Here is a 19,267-nt window from a genome sequence, read left to right on the forward strand (position 1 = left end):
TCCGCCCCATGAGCCATCCCCTCTGCTGCATCGGCAGCGCCGTGCTGGAGGTCATCGGCCTCAACCCGCGCCGCTTCGACTACCGGTCCGAGGCCCATTGGGCGGAGCAGGCGGTGTTCGACGACGAACCATTCTACCAGCCGACCGGCCTCGGCGCCCGGGTGCTGACCTTGCACCTCGCGGCCCGGCCGCACGTCATGGGGGGCTTGGGCGCCTACGCCGCCCTGAAACGCCACCACGAGGCGCAGGACGTGGTCCCGTACATCCGCCTCATGGCCGGCAACATCGGCGAGGTGGTGGGCGACGTCGCCGTTCGCCGCCTCGGCCATGGGGAAGAGAAGATCGCCCCGGACGGCGTCGGCTACCGGCACGAATTCGACGTCGAGCTCCTGGTGGTCGGCCGCCGGGCGGGAGGGTTTTGAGGATGGCGCGCGAGACGACGACCGCGGACGAGGACCGCATCGACGTGGTGGCGAAGGGGGTGGTCGGCCGGGAGCGCGACGGTGGCCTTGAAGCCCTGTTGAAGGCCAATCGCGGGCTCGCCGCCAAAGGCCTGTTCGTGCCGGCCGGCACGCGCCTGGTCGTGCCCGATCCCGTGTCGGCGAGCCCGGTTCTGCCCAGCATCAACCCGTGGGGTGATTGAGCATGTGGCGCCGTCCGCTCCTCGAGGTTCGCAACGGCCGCGGGTTCAACGTGCTGCCGGCGCTGTCGGGCCTGTGGCTGGAGGTCTCCGTCACCGACAAGGCCGGCAAGGAGAGCGACAGCGCCCGCATCAAGTGCGTCGGCCCGCCCGCCCGGGTCGCGCTGCCGAAGCGCGGCGACACCTACACCGTGCTGATGGGCTGGGCCGACGAAGGCCTGGTGGACCAGGGCCAGTACACGTTCCAGAAGGCCACCCTGTCGGGCGATCCCGAGCAGGGCGAGACGATGGACCTGACCTTCCGCTCGGCCGACTTCGTCGACAAGCTCAAGGCGTCGGGCCGCAAGCACTACGATGCCACCACCTACGGCGACCTGATGAAGAAGCTGGCGGGTGAAGCCGGCCTCGGCAGCCAGGTCGATCCGGATCTCGCCAAGATCAAGCTCGCCTACCGGCTGCGCTGGGATCAGTCGCTGATCGACTTCGCCACCGAGATCAGCGAGGAGATCGGCGCGACGGTGAAGCCGGCCGGCGGAAAGCTGGTGGCGATTAAGCGCGGCGGGGGCAAGAACGGCGCCGGCACCGCCTTCGCGCCGATCCTGATCCGTCGGCGACGGAACTTCGGCTACGAGATCGAGGTCGAGCCGCGCCCGGAGGTCGGCAGCGTCGCGGCGGCGTGGTACGACGAGAAGACTGGCAAGCGGAAGCTGACCAAGACCTCCGCCAACCGCCAGGGTCCGATCCGCATCCTGCCCCACCCCTACCGCAGCGAGGCCGATGCCAAGGCCGCAGCCGAAGCGGAAGTCTACGCCTCCGACAACCGCAGTGGCGGCGGCTACTTCGAGAGCCCGGGCCTGCCGCATGCCAGGGCCGAGGCCCCGGTGACCAGTTCGGGTTTCGGCCCGCTGATCGACGGGAGCTGGAAGGCCGAGAGCGTCGACAAGACCGTGCGGGCGGACGGCGGGTTCCTCACCACCGTCCACGTCACGGCCGGCAACGACAAGAAGGGGGAGAAGGGCAAGTGACGCTGAATCGTTTCAGCGGCGCAGGCGATCCGTGCTCCGGCTATCCCGAGGCGGCCCTTCCGGGGCCGTCCGCGTTCTCCTGACCCGGGGGCTGTCGTGAGCACCAAGCAGCTCTACCGGTTCACCGCGCAGGCCGGGCCCTGGGTGGCGGGCTACCGTCGCGACCCGGCTGCCGCTACGATCGCGCTGACGCCGGAAGAGGCCGAGCTGGACCTGCTGGCCGGGACGATCGTGCGGGACGGCACGCCAACTGGACCGGTCGTGGTGCCCGGCGCCGTCGTGGCGACTGACCGCGTCACCGCCATTCGCGGCGCCCGGGAGCACGATTTCACGGTCGGCGAGCTGGTCGAGTTCCTCGGCGAAACGGACCTGGTCGACCTGTTCCATCGGGCCGTGCTGGGCGATGTCGGTCCCGACCGGAACACGCTGGCGAAGGTGTCGGCGGCGCTCGACGCGGCGGTGGTGCTGCTGCGGGCGGCGATCCAGACCCGTGCCGCCGCAGGCGAACTGGCCGGGAAGGCTGCGGCCGGGGACAACGCGGACATCACCCGCCTTTCGGGCCTCACCACGCCCCTATCGATCTCCCAAGGGGGAACGGGTGCGGGCACACCTACCGAGGTGCGGACCGCCCTCGGCCTGCCCCTGGTGCCGGGCGACCCCGAGTTCGCGCAGGCCATGGAGGCCGCGTGGCTCGCCTTTGTCGCCACCCTGCCGGTCTGGGACGGCGTCGGCCCCGCTCCCGTCCGCGCGGGCAGGGCGTTTCGCCAGAGCGTTGGCGGCCCCGTTCTTATCGCTCAGTGAGGTTTCCCGTGCGTCTCTTCCGCCTGATCATTGCTGCGAGCACGGCGCTGGTGCCAGCGATCGTGCTCGCTCAGGGTGTCGTGGCCCCGATGCCGCTGCCGCCCGGATCGACAGGTCAAGCCGACGGCCTGACCGTCGGCGGCACCGCGATCCGGACGATCCTCGACGCCAAGGCGCCGATAAAGGACCCGGTGTTCAGTGGCACTGCCACCGCGCCGGTCTTCGCAGGCGATGCGTCCGGCATGACGGCGACGCCGTCGGCGGCCGCCCCCGTGGGCAGCGTTTCCAGGCTCCTGGCTCCGAGCTACGGGCTGGGACTGAGCACCGTCTACATGCCGCCGCCGAGCGGCGACGCGGCCACCGACGCGGGGCGCTTCGCGGCGGCCCAGGCGACCGGCGCCCGGATCGTCGTGTTCCAGGCCGGCGTGTACCAGGTGCCGCCAGCCGGCTACGCGACGCTCCGCTCGAACCAGTCCGTGGTCGGACAGGGCTCCGGCAGCACGATCCTCCGCATCACAGGCCAGGGGACCGGCGATGGCATGATGCGCGCCCTGGAGAGCGGCGACATCGAGTTGCGCGGCCTCACCCTCGACTATGCCGGCAACCGGGCGGCGAGCCTGAGCGGCGGCATCCTCGTGCTCCGCAACGCGAGGCAAATCCGTCTCACGGATGTCAATCTGATCGGCTGGCCGGTCGTCGGCCTCGACGTTAACGGCGGCAGCGACATCAGCTATCGCGGCGGCCGGAACGTGCGGGCGTCCACGCCTCTCAACGTCGCCGGGGCGGTCATCCCGCTCGGCCAGCGGGTGCAGTGCATGAACGCCTCGGCCACAGCAGGGCTGCCGGAGCGTTTCCTGTTTGAGGACGTGGCGTGTACCGGCGCCGGGTTCCTGGCCGACGGCGTCGATTTCACCTATGTGCGCACATCTGTCGTCGGCTGGTCGTTTGGTGCCGCCTACGTGAGCGCGCAGGGCGCGGGCACGACACGGCACCGATTTCTCGGCGTAAGGGCCACCGGCGGCCGAACGGCAGCGTCAGGCTATGATGCCGACGCCACCTCCGCCAGTTGCTTCGAGATGTGGGGGTCTGAGACGGTCATCGACGGCGCCCGGTGCGATGACGCGGGAGGTGGCGGCGTTTCCGTCGGTGGTCAGAACTCGCGCGTGATCAACAGCCGGTTCAGCCGGCTGGGTATGCAGGTCCCATCGGATGGCATCATCGCGATGTACGACTCCAGCATACACAACGCAGCCGGTTCTCTAATCGCCAACAACGTTGTCGTTTCGACAAGCGGCGACGGCTCGGCCCTGAAGCTGCCCTACACGCAGCAGAGCCTCGCGCCCGACCTGACCGTCTCCCTGACGGGCAACGATTTCGGGGCGATCCCGCTTCCCCGGAAGGGCGGCGGCGAGCGGTGGGGCTCGCCCGGCATGTTGATCTCGGGGACCTCGTCACCCTACACCCACGCCTCATGCAGTTCCCGCGGGCCGCTCGGGATCACGGTGGCCGGGGCCATGCGCCGGCGCGATACGGTGGTGGGGGTCACGTTCACCGGCGCCGACGGCAGCGCGCTCCCGTCCGGCCTGCGGGCGTCCGCCGAGGTCAGCGCGGACAATAACATCGTGTTCACGACCGTGGATGTCGCGTGCAGCGGTTCGAACACCACCGTCCCGGCGGGCACGTTCACTGCGCGGCTCATCACCATACAATGACCGCCGGCCGCCACGTGACCTTGCCGACAGGGAGGGGGCACGGCGCGCGTAGAGGCGGGTGGTCGACATCAGCAAACTGATGACATTCGAACCTGCGCGCCGTGCCATTCGAATTTGCGCGCTACATGAGAGCTTGCAGCTGCAACAACCCTGCAGACCGCCCCGTCTCATCTGTTCGTCGCACGAGCCAACCCCTTGACCGGGCAGCCCGCTTCGCTTGGAATGCCTCTTGCTTAGGCAGGGTCCATGCTTGAGCAGACGGGCGGCGGCCGCGGGGTCGCAACCGGAACGGGAGACGCACACCGCATGAAGAAAATCGTCGCCGCCCTGGCCTTCGGGCTCGGCGCCACCCTGCTGGCGGGCGCCGCCCAGGCCCAAGGGACGCTGAACAGCATCAAGCAGAAGGGCTACATCTCCTGCGGCTCCAACCCGGGCCTGGCCGGCTTCGGCGTGCCGGACGCGCAGGGCCGCTGGACCGGACTCGACGTCGATTTCTGCCGGGCCTTGTCCGCGGCGATCTTCAACGACGTCACGAAGGTCCGCTTCATCCCGCTCTCGGCCAAGGACCGCTTCACGGCGCTCCAGTCGGGCGAGGTCGACGTCCTGTCGCGCAACACCACCTGGTCGATGTCGCGCGATACGGCGCTCGGCCTCGACTTCCCGGCCGTCAACTTCTACGACGGCCAGGGCTTCATGGTGAAGAAGAAGCTCGGCGTCACCTCGGCCAAGCAGCTCGACGGCGCCTCGGTCTGCACCCAGCAGGGCACCACTACCGAGCTGAACCTGGCCGACTACTTCCGCGCCAACAAGATGAAGTACGAGGTGGTGGCCTTCGCCAGCGCCGACGAGACCTTCAAGGCCTACGATTCCGGCCGCTGCGACGCCTTCACCACCGACGCCTCGGGCCTCTACGCCGAGCGCCTGCGCGCCTCGGCCCCCGACGACAACATCGTGCTTCCGGAGATCATCTCGAAGGAGCCGCTCGCCCCGGCGGTCCGCCAGGGCGACGCCCAATGGGCCGACATCGTCCGCTGGACCCATTACGCCATGCTGAACGCCGAGGAGGCCGGCATCACGCAAGGCAACGTCGACCAGATGGCGAAGTCCACCGACAACCCGGACATCAAGCGCATCCTCGGCACCGAGGGCAAGTACGGCGCCGATCTCGGGCTGACCAACGACTGGGCCTACCGGATCATCAAGCTCGTCGGCAATTACGGCGAGGTGTTCGAGCGCAATGTCGGCCAGGGTTCGCCCTTGAAGATCCAGCGCGGCCTCAACGCCCTGTGGTCGAAGGGCGGCCTGCAATACGGCCCGCCGATCCGCTGACATCGTGACGTGCGGCGCCCGGGAGCCCGGGCGCCGTCCCCCGAAGCATAGACGCGAGCACAACGCCCTTGCCGACGCAGCTTCCGGCCGATGCGCCGTCCGCTCCACCCCGGGTCTCGCCCCTCTACGATCCGCGCGTCCGCGCGGCGGCCTACCAGATCCTGCTGCTCGTCGCGGTCGGGGGGGTGGCCTGGATCGCGATCGGCAACGCCGCCGAGAACCTGCGCAACGCCCGCGTCGCCTCGGGCTTCGGCTTCCTCAACAACACCGCCGGGTTCGACGTCAACCAGACGATGATCCCCTTCGCCGCCGCGACGTCCACCTACGGCACCGCGTTCCTGGTCGGACTCACCAACACCCTGATGGTGGCGGCGATCGGCATCGTGCTGGCGACGATCCTCGGCTTCACGGTCGGCGTGGCGCGGCTGTCGCCGAACTGGATCGTGCGGACGCTGGCGACCGTCTATGTCGAGATCCTGCGCAACATCCCGCTGCTGCTGCAATTGCTGTTCTGGTACGTCGCGGTGCTGGCAAGCCTGCCGGCTGCTCGCGATTCCTACGCGCTCGGCACCTCCATCTTCCTCAACCAGCGCGGCCTGTTCCTGCCCAAGCCGTTGCTCGCGGCCGATGCCTGGGCGCTGCCGATCGCCCTCGTCGTCGGAATCGTCGGCACCCTGGTGTTCCGGGCCCGCGCCAAGCGCGAGCAGGCGCGGACCGGCCGGCGCCTGCCGGTGCTGGCGGTGGGCTCGGGGCTGATCCTCGGCCTGCCGCTCCTCACCTACGGGGTGCTGGCGCTGATCGGCGTCGCGCCGGTGGCGCTCGATTTTCCGGTGAAGGGCACCTTCAACCTGCGCGGCGGGATGCAGCTCTATCCCGAATTCGTCGCGCTCGTCCTCGGGCTCACGGTCTACACCGCCGCCTTCATCGCCGAGGTGGTGCGGGCCGGCATCCAGGCGGTCAACAAGGGCCAGACCGAGGCCGCCCGGGCGCTCGGCCTGCAGCCCGGCCCGACGATGCGGCTGGTGGTGATCCCGCAGGCGATGCGGGTGATCGTGCCGCCGCTGACCAGCCAGTACCTCAACCTCACCAAGAACTCGTCGCTGGCGGTGGCCATCGGCTATCCGGACCTCGTCCAGGTCTTCATGGGCACGGTGCTGAACCAGACCGGACAGGCAGTGGAAGTGGTGGCGATCACCATGGCGGTCTACCTGACGATCAGCCTCGTCACGGCCTTCGTGATGAACCTCTACAACCGGCGCGTCGCGCTGATCGAGCGGTGAGCCCCCGATGAGCGCCGGATCCCCAACCCTCACCTTCGTCCGCCGCGAGGCGATTCCTCCCTCCGCCCCGCCCGCCCTGGTCGCCGGGCCGCTCGCCTGGCTGCGCCAGAACCTTTTTTCGAGCCCGGCCAACGCCGTGATGACGCTGGCGGCTTTGGCCGTCATCGCGCTCGTGGTCCCGCCGCTCCTGCGCTTCCTCGTGATCGACGCGGTCTGGACCGGGGAGAACCGCGACGCCTGCCGGCCGGAGGTGCTGGGCCGCCCGGTCGGCGCCTGCTGGGCCTTCGTCGCGAGCAAGATCAACTACTTCATCTACGGCTCGTACCCGATCGAGGAGCGCTGGCGGCCCAACGTCTTCTTCGCCCTGATGGCGTTCGGCGTCGCGTGGATGCTGTGGCTCGACGCGCCCAAGCGGGCATGGGGGGCGCTCTACTTCTTCGTGATCTTCCCCGTAGTCTCCTACGCGCTCCTCGCCGGGGTGCCGAGCCTGGGGCTGGCGTCGGTGCCGACGGCCTTGTGGGGCGGCATGCTGGTGACCTTGATCGTGTCGCTCGTCGGCATCGTCGCCTCGCTGCCGCTCGGGATCCTGCTGGCGCTCGGGCGGCGCTCGCGGCTGCCGATCGTACGGCTGTTCTGCGTCGTCTTCATCGAGTTCTGGCGCGGCGTGCCGCTCATCACCGTGCTGTTCATGGCCAACGTGATGCTGCCGCTGTTCCTGCCCGGCGACGTGACGGTGGACCGGCTGGTACGGCCGCTGGTCGGCATCGCGCTGTTCTCCGCCGCCTACATGGCCGAGACGGTGCGCGGCGGCCTCCAGGCCATTCCCCGCGGCCAGACCGAGGGAGCGATGTCGCTGGGCTTGAGCCCCTGGCACCGGATGCGCCTGATCATCCTGCCCCAGGCCCTGCGCATCGTGATCCCGGGCATCGTCAACAGCTTCATCGCGCTGTTCAAGGACACGAGCCTCGTCTCGATCGTCGGCATCTTCGACTTCATCCGCACGATCGAATCGGCCCGGGTCGATCCCGCCTGGGCGGCGCCGACGGTGGTGATGACCGGCTACGCCTTCGCAGCCCTGTTCTACTTCGTCTTCTGCTTCGGCATGTCGCGCTACGCCCGCTTCATGGAACGGCGGCTCGCGGCCGGCCAGACACGGTGAGATTTCCGATGGCTTCCTCCCCCGTCCCGACAGCCCCCGTTTCCTTGCCCGGGACCGACCCGGATCTCAGCCCCCGCAACACCTCGGCGACGCGGCTGGCCAGCGCGCCGACCGCGGTGTCGCTGGAGCGGGTCAACAAATGGTACGGCGCCTTCCACGTCCTGCGCGACATCGACCTCAGCGTGCGCAAGGGCGAGCGGATCGTGATCTGCGGCCCCTCGGGCTCCGGCAAGTCGACGATGATCCGCTGCATCAACCGCCTGGAGGAGCACCAGGCCGGCCGCATCGTCGTCGACGGGATCGAGCTGACCAACGACCTCAAGAAGATCGACGAGATCCGCCGCGAGGTCGGCATGGTGTTCCAGCACTTCAACCTGTTCCCGCACCTGACCGTGCTGGAGAACTGCACGCTGGCGCCGATCTGGGTGAAGAAGATGCCGAAGGCCGAGGCCGAGGCGGTCGCGATGAAGTACCTGACCCGGGTGAAGATCCCCAATCAGGCGCACAAATATCCGGGCCAGCTCTCCGGCGGCCAGCAGCAGCGGGTGGCGATCGCCCGCTCCTTGTGCATGGCGCCCAAGATCATGCTGTTCGACGAGCCGACCTCGGCGCTCGACCCCGAGATGGTCAAGGAGGTGCTCGACACGATGGTGGGCCTGGCCGACGAGGGCATGACGATGCTCTGCGTCACCCACGAGATGGGCTTTGCCCGCCAGGTCGCCGACCGGGTGATCTTCATGGACGAGGGCCAGATCGTCGAATCGAACACCCCCGAGGCGTTCTTCCGCGCGCCCGAGCACGAGCGGACCCGGCTGTTCCTGAGCCAGATCCTGCATTGAGCGTGCCGCCCGGCCTGCGGGCCGGGCGAGAGCGGGATTGCCGCCGAGCCTACCGCCCGGTCGCGACCGGCAGATCCTCCCGCGCGCCCCATTCCGACCACGATCCGTCGTAGAGGGCGCGGGGCGGGCGGCCGAGGCTCTCGAGGGCGATGCCGACGATCGCCGCGGTGACGCCGGAGCCGCAGGTGGTGACGACCGGGCGATCGAGGGCGATACCCGCCTGCGCCACCGCCTCGCGCAAACGCGCCTCGTCCTTGAGCCGGCCGTTCTCCTGGAGCGCGGCGTAATGCAGGTTCAGGGCGCCGGGCATGTGGCCGGGGCGCACGCCGGGGCGGGGCTCGGGCTCCTCGCCGGCAAAGCGGGCAGCGGAGCGCGCATCGACCACCTGGGCCTGGCCGGCGAGGGCCCGCTGCACGTCGCCCACGTTGGCGACCGCCGAGTGGTCGAGGCGGGCGGTGAAGTGGCGCCGGTCGCGCGGACGGGCCTCGCCCTCCTCGACCGGATACCCGCCGGCGATCCAGGCCGGGTAGCCGCCTTCCAGGACCGCGACGTCGCGGGCGCCGAACGCCTTCAGGGTCCAGCGCACCCGCGGGGCCGAGAACAGGCCCATGCCGTCATAGACCACCACCGTCATGCCGTCGCCGATGCCCATCTGGCGCATCCGCGAGGCGAAGGCTTCCGGCGACGGCAGCATATGGGGCAGGGCGCTCGCCTCGTCGCGCACCCCGTCGATGTCGAAGCGCAAAGCCCCCGGAATGTGGCCGGCGCGGAACTCGGCCTCGGCGTCCCGGCCCATCGCCGGCAGGTACCAGGACCCGTCGACCACGACGATGTCGGGCGCCGCGAGCCGCTCTGCGAGCCAGTCCGTCGTCACGAAGGGGCCGATCGACATGCCTGTCCGTCTCCGAAAAAAGGGGGCACGATGGCCCGTCGCGGGCATTGTGCCCGATTTCCGGGCGCCGCCGCCACCCGTCCGGCGGCGATTCTCGCCAGGGCGCGATCCCCCGGGCCGACATGCGTTCCGGACGGTGCCATCCGGAACGCATGCCACGACCCCGCGCGGTGGAGCCGAGGGCTGCCCACGCCCGGGCACAAGCCGCCCTCCGCCTGGCGAACCACGTGGCGAAGCGATCGGTCGGATACCGGATGAGATGCCCATCCTTGAGCAGACTTGCGTTGGCAGGCCAACGCTTCGTCCGCTCAGATCCTTGTTTTATCGCAGATTTTTTCCGCAAAGCCGGCAGCCGCTTTTGCGAAATCTGCTTAGCAAATGCTATCGAGCCGGCGGCACGGCCTGCCTAGAACGAGGGCGTCTTGAACCTGGGAGAAGCCGGATCCCGATGCTCACCCGCGCATCCCGCCTCCTGCGACGCGTTCGCATCCGCTCTGGCACGGCGTTTGCAGGATATTCCTCACTGCACCCGCCGTGTCCACTCTCCCTTGCACGGCCGGGCGTGGTCGACGGGCCAGGCGGTGAGACTCCGAGGGCTGCCTGGCCCGCCCGCCCGCGGCGGGGGACCGATCGGGGCCGTGCGCGGACCCGTCCGGACGCCACGGGGCGGCCGCCTCGGCTGCGAGCACAAGCATGACAGGGAGGGTGTGCATGACCGCCACGGCCCGCTTCGAATGGCCGATCCGTCCCGACAGGATCGAGGTGTCCTCGCTCGGCTATCTCGCCGCGGCGATCCTCCTCGCCGATCTGCGCGCCGCCCGCGCGGCGGCCTCGCGCCCCGCGCCTGCCGCACCCCTGCCCTTGGCGACGGTGCACCGGCTGGTGCCGCGCCGGGCACGGATGGCCTCGGCGCCGTCCGAGGGGATGCGGCGCGCGGCCGAGGGCTGAGCCCCGGGAGGTTCGCGGACGCGGGCCGGCAGACCATGCGCCCATGGAAAATCATGCGCCCAAGAAAAAAGGCGGCCCCCGCGGGGCCGCCCTGGTCCGGGGAGGCGGGCCGAGGAGGCCCGCCTGACCGGCTCACGTCAGATTCGGGGCGAGCGGCCGCGCATCAGGCCGAAGATCGCCGAGACGGCGAACAGCACGATCGCCACGAAGAACACGATCTTGGCCGCCTCCATGGCGGTGCCGGCGATGCCGCCGAAGCCCAGCAGAGCCGCGACGAGGGCGACGACGAGGAAGGTGATAGCCCAGCCGATCATTGGAAACTCCCGTATCGAAGGCTGCTGGATTGCTTCACAGCGTCGTGCAGAGAAGCGTTGCAGCAAGTTGAACGAGAAACCATCGGACCGGGCGACAGGTTCCGTCGATTTTTTCGGATGAAAGACGGTGGCCAGCCGTGGGACCCACCAACGCGGAAGCCGCGCCGGCCCGGGACGGGCGGCGGGCGTGCGGGTGCAACGCTGTGCGGAAGGGAGTGGCTCCCCGAGCAGGACTCGAACCTGCGACAAGGCGATTAACAGTCGCCTGCTCTACCAACTGAGCTATCGGGGATCGCGGCGGGACCTCTACCCAAGGCGGGGAGGGTGCGCAAGGGATTTTCGGTGGGATTTTCCGTGCGGGCGGGATTTTCGCGAGCCGGCTCATTTCACCCCCCTCGAGCGCGGTTTTGCCGTCCGAACCCTGTTGCGGAGCCGGGGCGGGCTCTGCTAATGACCCCCTCGTCCCCGGGTTGTCCGCCCGACGCCGGGGAGACGGCGCAGCCGGTGCTTTCCAGAAGCCCGGCCCGCCCGATCGCCGGCTGTGAGCCGGCCCGGATGGCCTCGTGGCGGAGTGGTTACGCAGAGGACTGCAAATCCTTGCACCCCGGTTCGATTCCGGGCGAGGCCTCCACCCTTCTTCTCCTGATTGCGATGCAGATCGGCCCGGCGCTCGCCTGCGAGACCGGGCTTTTTCGTATCCTTGCCTTTTGGCCGGCGATCCACCACAACCGCGTCGCCCGGCGGCTTGACCGTCGCGGCTTGGCCGTCGCTCAAGCTCTCCAGAGACGTTCATGCTCGACTACGCGCAAGCGCGCCGCCTCATGGTCGATTGCCAGCTCCGGACGTTCGACGTGACCGACATCGCGCTCCTCGACGCGTTCGACGCCGTCCCGCGCGAGCGGTTCATGCCGGCGGACCGGGAAGCCTTCGCCTATATCGACCAGCCCCAGGCGGTCGGAACGGAGGAGGGCGAGACCCGCTTCATGCCGGCCCCGATGGTGCTGGCGCGCCTGATCCAGGCGCTCGCCCTCAAGCCCGGCCAGCGCGTCCTCGAGGTCGGCACCGGGCTGGGCTACGCCGCCGCCCTCCTGCGCCGCCTCGGCGTCGAGGTCGTCGCCCTCGAATCGCTCCCCGGCCTCGCCGCTTCGGCGCGCGAGCGGCTGGGCGACGGCGTGACCGTCGAGGTCGGCCCGCTCGACAAGGGCGCGCCCGGCCACGCCCCCTACGACGCGATCCTGGTCGAGGGCCAGGTCGAGCAGCGCCCGCAAGGCCTGCTGGACCAGCTCGCCGATGGCGGGCGCCTCGCCTGCGTCCAGGGCCAGGGCCGTCCGGCCAAGGCCACCCTATGGGTGCGCTCCGGCGACGCCTTCGGCTCGCGCCCGCTCTTCGACGCCACCCTGCCGCCGCTCCGCGCCTTCGCGGCCGAGGCCGGCTTCGCGTTCTGAGCACCCGGGCGCGGGCCGGTCCCGCGCCCGCCTCGCGATGCCACCGCCGGAAGAGGGTGGCGCATCCGCCGATCGGAGGCGCCCGCCGGCGGCTCCGGCCGGGGTCCCGGACGCGGATTTTTCTTGCTGCCCCATCCGGGCAGGCCGTCCCGTCCGCCCCGCCGACCCGGATCCTGCGCCCGATCCGCGGGTTAGGCCGGCTGGCCGAGGCACCGCCCGCGGGCCCGGCGGCGCGCGAAAGCACTTCGTTTACCAATCATTTGCAGGGTGCGCACGCACCGCCCCCGTCCCGCACGGGAAAGCCGCGAATCGCCGGCCCGCCGCCCGCGATTGCCCCTGCGACACCTGTCGCTTTTATGCGGCACCGCCGGTCAAACTCGGTGATCCACAGCGCGGGGGCCGTGCTCCCGGCGGAACCCTCGGCTAATGTCACGCTCGAGGTGGGCACAGCGATATGACGAGCCGGCTCCGCCGCCCGCGGTGAAGAACCGGTCGATTGTGAGCTAGCCGCACAGGGTAGACAGGCGTGACTGACACAGGAACTCGGGCGTTCCGCGGGCTTCGGCTGGGCGGCTTCGCCGCCATGGCCCTCGCCCTGGCGGGCCAGGGCGCGGCCGCGGAAACCCTGGATAGCGCGCTCGCGCGGGCCTATGCGGGCAACCCGACGCTCAACGCGCAGCGCGCCGGCCAGCGCGCCAACGACGAGAACGTGCCGCGGGCGCTGGCGGGCTACCGCCCGACCGTGAGCGCGCAGGCCAGCGTCGGCGTCAGCAACGTCTCGGGGCGCCTCGGCGTCGCGCGCGGGGAACTCGGCGGCGGCGACGCCTCGCAGACCCTGATCCCGGGCTCGGCCGGCGTCTCCGTCACGCAGACGCTGTTCAACGGCTTTCGCACCGACAACCAGACCCGGCAGGCCGAGTCGCAGGTGCTGGGCGGCCGCGAGACCCTGCGCAACACCGAGATGACGACGCTGTTCTCGGCGGCGCAGGCCTACATGAACGTGCTGGCGGACACCGCCACGCTGGAGCTCAACCGCAACAATGTCGAGGTGCTGGAGGAGCAGCTCCGCCAGACCCGCGACCGCTTCAACGTCGGCGAGGTGACCCGCACCGACGTCGCCCAGGCCGAGGCGCGGCTCGCCGGCGCCCGGGCCCAGGTCAGCCTGGCCGAGGCCAACCTGCGCACCAGCATCGCGACCTACCGGCAGGTGATCGGCGTCGAGCCGCGCCAGCTCGCCCCCGGCCGCCCGATCGACCGCTTCGTGCCCGGCACGCTGACGGCGGCGGTCGAGATCGGCCTGATGGAGCACCCGGCGATCCTCTCCGCCCTCCACTCGGTCGACGCGGCCGAGGCGCAGGTCAAGATCGCCGAATCGTCCCTCTATCCGACGGTCAGCTTGAGCGGAAACGCCGCCCAGGTCTTCGACCAGCAGATTGCCAATACCCGCTACTTCCAGGGCTCGATCGTCGGCCAGCTCACGGTCCCGCTCTACCAGGGCGGCGCCGAATACGCGCAGATCCGCCAGGCCAAGGAGCAGGTCGGCCAGGCCCGGCTCCAGGCCGAGCTGACCCGCGACCAGGTCCGCGCCGGCATCGTCACCGCCTGGGGGGCGCTGGAGGCCGCCAAGGCCCGCGTCATCGCCTCGCAGGCCCAGGTCCAGGCCAACGAGGTGGCGCTGAACGGCGTGCGCGAGGAGGCCCGGGTCGGCCAGCGCACCACCCTCGACGTGCTGAACGCCCAGCAGGAGCTCCTGAGCGCCCGCGTCAGCCTGATCGCCGCCCAGCGCGACCGGGTGGTGGGTTCCTACCAGGTGGTGCAGACCGTCGGCCGCCTCACCACCCGCTTCATCGCCGTCCCGGTGGCGCAGTACAGCGCCAAGCAGCATTACGACCAGGTCAAGGATTTGTGGTACGGCGTGCGCACGCCGGACGGCCGCTGAATGCGGCGGGTGCGGGGAGACCCCGCGCCTTCCTGTGAGTTCGGCGGGCCGCGTCGCTTGTGCGTGGCCGGCCCTGTGGAATACTGCGTACCTCAAGACCCCCGATCCCCTGTACTCGAGCGTTGAGCCGGATGAGCGCCGCGAGCCCCAAGACGCAGTCGCAGGAACCCTCGATGGAGGAGATCCTGGCCTCCATCCGCCGCATCATCGCCGACGACCAGAAGCCGGCCGAGCCGCCCGCCGCCGGGTCGCGGCCGATGGCGGTGCCGGACCTCGAGCCGGACGAGGACGACGTGCTCGACCTCGCGATGGTGGCCAAGCCCGCGCCCAAACCGCCCGAACCCAAACCGCCCGAACCCAAGCCGGCGCCGAAGCCGGAGCCGGTCGCCAAGGCGCCGCCGAAGCCCCCCGAGCCGAGCTTCGACGACATCGAGGAGATCGCGTTCCGCGACGAGCCGATGGATTTCGACGCGATCGAGATCGAGCCGGAGCCCGCGCCCCCGCCGCCGGAACCCCCGAAGGCCGTCGCGCCGCCGCCCGCGCCGGAGCCGGCCCCGGCGATGGAGGACAGGCTCCTGTCCCAGGCGACCGACGCCACCGTCGGACACGCCTTCGATCTCCTCGCCAACACGGTGCTGACCCGCAACGCCCGCACCCTCGAGGACCTGGTGCAGGACATGCTGCGGCCGATGCTGAAGGCCTGGCTCGACGATAACCTGCCGGTGATGGTCGAGCGCCTGGTCCGTGCCGAGATCGAGCGCGTCGCGCGCGGGCGCTGACGCCCGCCGGGGCGGGCCAGTTGACGGAACGGCGCGGGTCCGCTTGAAAGCGCTCTCGGGGGCCGGCCGCTCGCGCGGCTGGCCTTTTTCGTTTCTGACGGCGCCCGCGGGGCGCGCGTCCCGCCGGACGGGACGCGCCTCGGGCGGCGTGCGAGTGGCTGCTTCCCGCGATGATGGACAAGACCTTCGATCCCGCCGCCGTCGAGGCGCGCATCGCCGCCGAGTGGGAGGAGGCGCAGGCCTTCCGGGCCGGGCGCCCGGACCGGGCCGGCGCCGAGCCCTACAGCATCATGATCCCGCCGCCGAACGTGACGGGCTCGCTGCATATGGGCCACGCCCTCAACAACACGCTGCAGGACGTGCTCGCCCGCTTCGAGCGCCTGCGCGGCAAGGACGTGCTGTGGCAGCCCGGCACCGACCACGCCGGCATCGCCACCCAGATGGTGGTGGAGCGCCGCCTCGCCGAGCAGCAGCAGCCCGACCGCCGCAGCTTGGGCCGGACGGAATTCGTCCGCCGGGTCTGGGAGTGGAAGGCGGAATCGGGCGGCACCATCGTCAACCAGCTCAAGCGCCTGGGCGCCTCCTGCGACTGGTCGCGGGAGCGCTTCACCATGGACGAGGGCCTGTCGAAGGCCGTCCTGAAGGTCTTCGTCGACCTGCACGCGCAGGGCCTGATCTACCGCGACAAGCGCCTGGTGAACTGGGACCCGAAGTTCCAGACCGCGATCTCCGACCTCGAGGTGCAGCAGGTCGAGGTGAAGGGCCATCTCTGGCACTTCGCCTATCCGGTGGTGGACGAAGCCGGCAACGAAACGGCCGAGACCATCACGGTGGCGACCACCCGGCCCGAGACCATGCTGGGCGACACCGCGGTCGCGGTGCATCCGGAGGACGAGCGCTACCGGGCGCTCGTCGGCAAGCGGCTTCGCCTGCCGCTGGTCGGCCGGCTGATCCCGATCGTGGCCGACGCGTACTCGGACCCCGAGAAGGGCACCGGCGCGGTCAAGATCACCCCGGCGCACGACTTCAATGACTTCGAGGTCGGCCGCCGGCACGGGCTCGCCCAGATCAACGTCCTGGATGAGGAAGCCCGCATAAGCTTAGAGGGCAACGCGGAATTCCTCGACGGATCGGCGCCCGAGCCCGAGGCCCTGGCGCTGCACGGCCTCGACCGCTTCAAGGCCCGCGAGACGGTCGTCGCGCTCATGGAGGAGCGCGGCCGCCTCGTCACGATCGAGCCCAACACCCATGCGGTCCCGCACGGCGACCGTTCGGGCGTGGTGATCGAGCCGTATCTCACCGACCAGTGGTACGTGAACGTCAAGCCGCTGGCCGAGCGGGCCCTGCAGGCGGTGCGCGACGGGCGCACCCGCTTCGTGCCCGAGACCTACGAGAAGACCTACTTCCAGTGGCTCGAGAACATCGAGCCGTGGTGCATCTCGCGTCAGCTCTGGTGGGGCCACCAGATCCCGGCCTGGTACGACCCGGACGGCCACTGCTTCGTCGCCCACACCGAGGAAGAGGCCCTGGCCCAGGCCGCCGCGAAGCACGGCCGCCCGGTGACCTTGCGCCGCGACGAGGACGTGCTCGACACCTGGTTCTCGTCCGGCCTGTGGCCGTTCTCGACGCTGGGCTGGCCGGAAGGCACGCCCGAGCTCGCCCGCTACTACCCGACCAGCGCGCTGGTGACGGGCTTCGACATCATTTTCTTCTGGGTTGCCAGGATGATGATGCTCGGCCTTCACGCACTGGACGAAGTGCCGTTCCGGACCGTCTACATCCACGCCCTCGTCCGCGACGAGAAGGGCGCCAAGATGTCGAAGTCGAAGGGCAACGTGGTCGATCCCCTCGACCTCGTCGACCGCTACGGCGCCGATGCCCTGCGCTTCACCCTCGCGGCCATGGCGGCGCAGGGACGCGACATCAAGCTCTCCGTGCAACGCGTTGAAGGCTATCGGAACTTCGCCACGAAGCTCTGGAACGCCGCCCGCTTCGCCGAGATGAACGGCTGCCGGCTCGATCCCGCCTTCGCGCCGGCCGGCGTGACCCAGACCCTCAACGCCTGGGCGCTCGGCGAGGCCGCGCGCGCGGTGGCCGAGGTGACGGCTTCCATCGAGGCCTACCGCTTCAACGACGCCGCCAATGCCGCCTACCGCTTCGTCTGGAACGTCTTCTGCGACTGGTACCTGGAACTGGCCAAGCCCGTGCTCCAGGGCGAGGACGGGCCGGCGAAGGAGGAGACGCAGCGGACGATCGCCTACCTCATCGACCAGATCTGCGTGCTGCTGCACCCGTTCATGCCGTTCCTCACCGAGGAATTGTGGGCGACGAAGGCGCGCGAGGCGGGCATCACGCGTCCGCTGCTCGCGCTCGCCGCCTGGCCGGATCTCGGCGCGCTGGCGCGTCCCGAGGCCGAGGCCGAGATCGGCTGGGTGGTCGACCTCGTGTCGGAGATCCGCTCGGCCCGCTCGGAGACCAGCGTGCCGGCCGGCGCCCAGATCCCCCTGGTGCTGGTGGCCCCGAGCGCGGCGGTGCGCGAGCGCCTTTCGCATTGGGGCGACACCGTGCGGCGGCTCGGCCGCATCGCCTCGATCGAGATCGCGGAAGGCAGTCCGCGCAACGCCGTGCAGCTGATCGTGCGCGGCGAAGTCGCGGCCCTGCCGCTCGAAGGCGTGGTCGACCTCGCCGCCGAGGTGGCGCGGCTGAAAAAGGAGGATGCCAAGCTCGACGGCGAGATCGCCAAGATCGACGCCAAACTCGGCAATGCCGACTTCCTCGCCCGCGCCCCCGAGGAGGTGGTCGAGGAGCAGCGCGAGCGCCGCGACGCCGCCATCGCCCGCCGCGAGAAGGTGCGGGACGCGCTGGCGCGGCTCCAGGGCTGACGCCGCGACGCGGCGGCTTTGCGGTGCGGGCAAGCCCCGGCACCGCAAAGCCGCCGAACGAACGACAGGACATCGGACGACAACGAGACATGGGAGAAGCGCTCGTGCGGCCTCCTGGTCCCCCATGGGATCGGGAGGCCGCGGCGAAGAGGCGATCCGTCAACCTTTGCCCGGATATCCGCACAGGCATGAGCCCCAATCCCCCATCGTCCCGCGCCGTGACGGGCCGCTACGACACCGAGACCGACGTGCTCTCCGTCCGCTTCAGCGCGGCCGAGGCGGTGGAGAGCCGGGAGGTCCGGCCGGGCCTCGTCGCCGCCTATGACGCGGCCGGGGCCATCGTGGGCCTCGACATCCGCGACGCCTCCGCGGAGCGGCTGACGGCGGATCAGGACCTGCGGCGCCTCGCCGTGGCCGCCTGACCGCCATGCGCCGCCTCGCCCGGCAGGCGGCGTTCCTCGCCCTCACCGTCATCGTCGCCGTCACTTTCGCCCTCTCGGCGGCGGCCTGGCTCACCGCCCGGCCAGGCGACCCGCGCCTCTATCCGCCGGCCCCGGGCGAGGCGGCGGTGACGGTGCGGCTCGTCGCCCGGACCTGGCATTCCGGCCTGCTGCTGCCGCGCGACGCCCTCGCCCGGGCGGCGGCGGAGGCCGGGGACGGGGTGCTCCTGGAGGTGACCGAGCGCTTTCGCGCCAGCCCGGCGCTGGAGATCGGCTGGGGCGATGCCGGCTTCTACCGCACCGTGCCGACGCTCCAGGCCCTCGACTGGCGCCTGGCGCTTCGGGCCCTGTTCACGCCGGGCGGCCGCCCGGCGGTCCTGCACGTGGTCGGGGTCGCGGCCGAGCCCGAGACCGCCTTTCCGGAGGCCGAGATCGTGACGCTCCGGCTGTCGCGGGCAGGCTTTCACCGGCTCGCGGCCGCGCTCGGCCGCGCCTTCGCGCGGCGCGGCGGCCACCCGGAGATCCTGGGGCCCGGCCTCTACGGCCCGAGCCTGTTCTACGCGGCAGAAGGGCGCTTCAGCCTGCTGACCGTCTGCAACCACTGGAGCGCCGGCCTCCTCAACGACGCGGGCATCCCGGTGACGCCGCTCCTCGACACCCTGCCGCAGGGGCTCGTCCTCGACCTGGCATGGCGCGCGGCGACCGCGCAGGCGGGACCGTCGCGGGAGCCGGTCTCGCCGCGCGGCCTTTCGGCCGGTCCAAGATCGTCTTGTCCAGGATCGGCGCGGGTCGATACCATCGGCCCAGGATGCTGCGACGCATCGTAATCGCCCGGGACTCTGT

Annotated in this window: 18 protein-coding genes and 2 tRNA genes; 17 read left to right on the top strand and 3 right to left on the bottom strand. The window is 70.6% G+C overall.

What is annotated here, in order from left to right; genetic code table 11:
- The first annotated feature begins 8 nt into the window (after positions 1–8).
- From HBB12_RS06660 to HBB12_RS06700, 9 genes are all read left to right on the top strand, one after another.
- Entirely contained in the window at positions 9–422 is a 414-nt protein-coding gene (locus HBB12_RS06660) for a phage tail protein (protein ID WP_236988623.1), read from the top strand.
- 2 nt (positions 423–424) lie between these two features.
- Positions 425–643, top strand: coding sequence for a tail protein X (locus HBB12_RS06665; protein WP_236988624.1), 219 nt, complete (start codon positions 425–427; stop codon positions 641–643).
- A 2-nt stretch (positions 644–645) separates the two neighbouring features.
- Positions 646–1,665 carry a phage late control D family protein gene (locus HBB12_RS06670; protein ID WP_236988625.1) on the top strand — a complete coding sequence of 340 codons (1,020 nt, stop codon included), beginning with the start codon at positions 646–648 and terminating at the stop codon, positions 1,663–1,665.
- 96 nt (positions 1,666–1,761) lie between these two features.
- A complete protein-coding gene (locus HBB12_RS06675) occupies positions 1,762–2,466 on the top strand; it encodes a hypothetical protein (RefSeq protein ID WP_236988626.1) in 705 nt (234 codons plus the stop codon).
- Positions 2,467–2,474: 8 nt separating this feature from the next.
- Positions 2,475–4,178: a right-handed parallel beta-helix repeat-containing protein gene (locus HBB12_RS06680; protein ID WP_236988627.1), complete on the top strand. Its 1,704-nt coding sequence runs from the start codon at positions 2,475–2,477 to the stop codon at positions 4,176–4,178.
- 306 nt (positions 4,179–4,484) lie between these two features.
- On the top strand, positions 4,485–5,507 hold the full coding sequence (locus tag HBB12_RS06685; protein ID WP_236988628.1) for an amino acid ABC transporter substrate-binding protein: 1,023 nt from the start codon (positions 4,485–4,487) through the stop codon (positions 5,505–5,507).
- Positions 5,508–5,575: 68 nt separating this feature from the next.
- A complete protein-coding gene (locus HBB12_RS06690; protein ID WP_236988629.1) occupies positions 5,576–6,787 on the top strand; it encodes an amino acid ABC transporter permease in 1,212 nt (403 codons plus the stop codon).
- Positions 6,788–6,794: 7 nt separating this feature from the next.
- A complete protein-coding gene (locus HBB12_RS06695; RefSeq protein WP_236988630.1) occupies positions 6,795–7,946 on the top strand; it encodes an amino acid ABC transporter permease in 1,152 nt (383 codons plus the stop codon).
- An 8-nt stretch (positions 7,947–7,954) separates the two neighbouring features.
- Entirely contained in the window at positions 7,955–8,785 is an 831-nt protein-coding gene (locus tag HBB12_RS06700; protein ID WP_236988631.1) for an amino acid ABC transporter ATP-binding protein, read from the top strand.
- A 49-nt stretch (positions 8,786–8,834) separates the two neighbouring features.
- On the opposite strand, the gene sseA is transcribed toward HBB12_RS06700, so the two are convergent.
- On the bottom strand, positions 8,835–9,677 hold the full coding sequence (sseA, locus tag HBB12_RS06705) for a 3-mercaptopyruvate sulfurtransferase (protein ID WP_236988632.1): 843 nt from the start codon (positions 9,675–9,677) through the stop codon (positions 8,835–8,837).
- A gap of 711 nt (positions 9,678–10,388) precedes the next feature.
- Here sseA and HBB12_RS06710 point away from each other — a divergent pair.
- Entirely contained in the window at positions 10,389–10,625 is a 237-nt protein-coding gene (locus HBB12_RS06710) for a hypothetical protein (protein WP_236988633.1), read from the top strand.
- A 137-nt stretch (positions 10,626–10,762) separates the two neighbouring features.
- Here the strand turns inward: HBB12_RS06710 and HBB12_RS06715 are convergent, their stop codons facing one another.
- Positions 10,763–10,939, bottom strand: coding sequence for a DUF1328 domain-containing protein (locus HBB12_RS06715; RefSeq protein ID WP_048431004.1), 177 nt, complete (start codon positions 10,937–10,939; stop codon positions 10,763–10,765).
- Positions 10,940–11,155: 216 nt separating this feature from the next.
- A tRNA-Asn gene (locus HBB12_RS06720) sits at positions 11,156–11,231 on the bottom strand.
- A 265-nt stretch (positions 11,232–11,496) separates the two neighbouring features.
- On the opposite strand from HBB12_RS06720, the gene HBB12_RS06725 reads away from it, so the two are divergent.
- From HBB12_RS06725 to HBB12_RS06755, 7 genes are all read left to right on the top strand, one after another.
- Positions 11,497–11,570: transfer RNA gene (locus tag HBB12_RS06725), tRNA-Cys, on the top strand.
- A 160-nt stretch (positions 11,571–11,730) separates the two neighbouring features.
- Entirely contained in the window at positions 11,731–12,384 is a 654-nt protein-coding gene (locus HBB12_RS06730; RefSeq protein ID WP_236988634.1) for a protein-L-isoaspartate O-methyltransferase family protein, read from the top strand.
- A gap of 583 nt (positions 12,385–12,967) precedes the next feature.
- Positions 12,968–14,323, top strand: coding sequence for a TolC family outer membrane protein (locus tag HBB12_RS06735; protein WP_236992681.1), 1,356 nt, complete (start codon positions 12,968–12,970; stop codon positions 14,321–14,323).
- A 560-nt stretch (positions 14,324–14,883) separates the two neighbouring features.
- Positions 14,884–15,102 (top strand): PopZ family protein, encoded by a 219-nt coding sequence (locus HBB12_RS06740; protein WP_236992682.1) that lies wholly within the window; start codon positions 14,884–14,886, stop codon positions 15,100–15,102.
- A gap of 170 nt (positions 15,103–15,272) precedes the next feature.
- Positions 15,273–17,984: a valine--tRNA ligase gene (locus tag HBB12_RS06745; protein ID WP_236988635.1), complete on the top strand. Its 2,712-nt coding sequence runs from the start codon at positions 15,273–15,275 to the stop codon at positions 17,982–17,984.
- 188 nt (positions 17,985–18,172) lie between these two features.
- Positions 18,173–18,406, top strand: coding sequence for a DUF2283 domain-containing protein (locus HBB12_RS06750; RefSeq protein ID WP_236988636.1), 234 nt, complete (start codon positions 18,173–18,175; stop codon positions 18,404–18,406).
- A gap of 5 nt (positions 18,407–18,411) precedes the next feature.
- On the top strand, positions 18,412–19,251 hold the full coding sequence (locus HBB12_RS06755) for a DUF2459 domain-containing protein (RefSeq protein ID WP_236988637.1): 840 nt from the start codon (positions 18,412–18,414) through the stop codon (positions 19,249–19,251).
- The last annotated feature ends 16 nt before the right edge of the window (positions 19,252–19,267 follow it).

The sequence above is a fragment of the Methylobacterium sp. SyP6R genome (assembly GCF_019216885.1).
GTDB lineage: Bacteria > Pseudomonadota > Alphaproteobacteria > Rhizobiales > Beijerinckiaceae > Methylobacterium.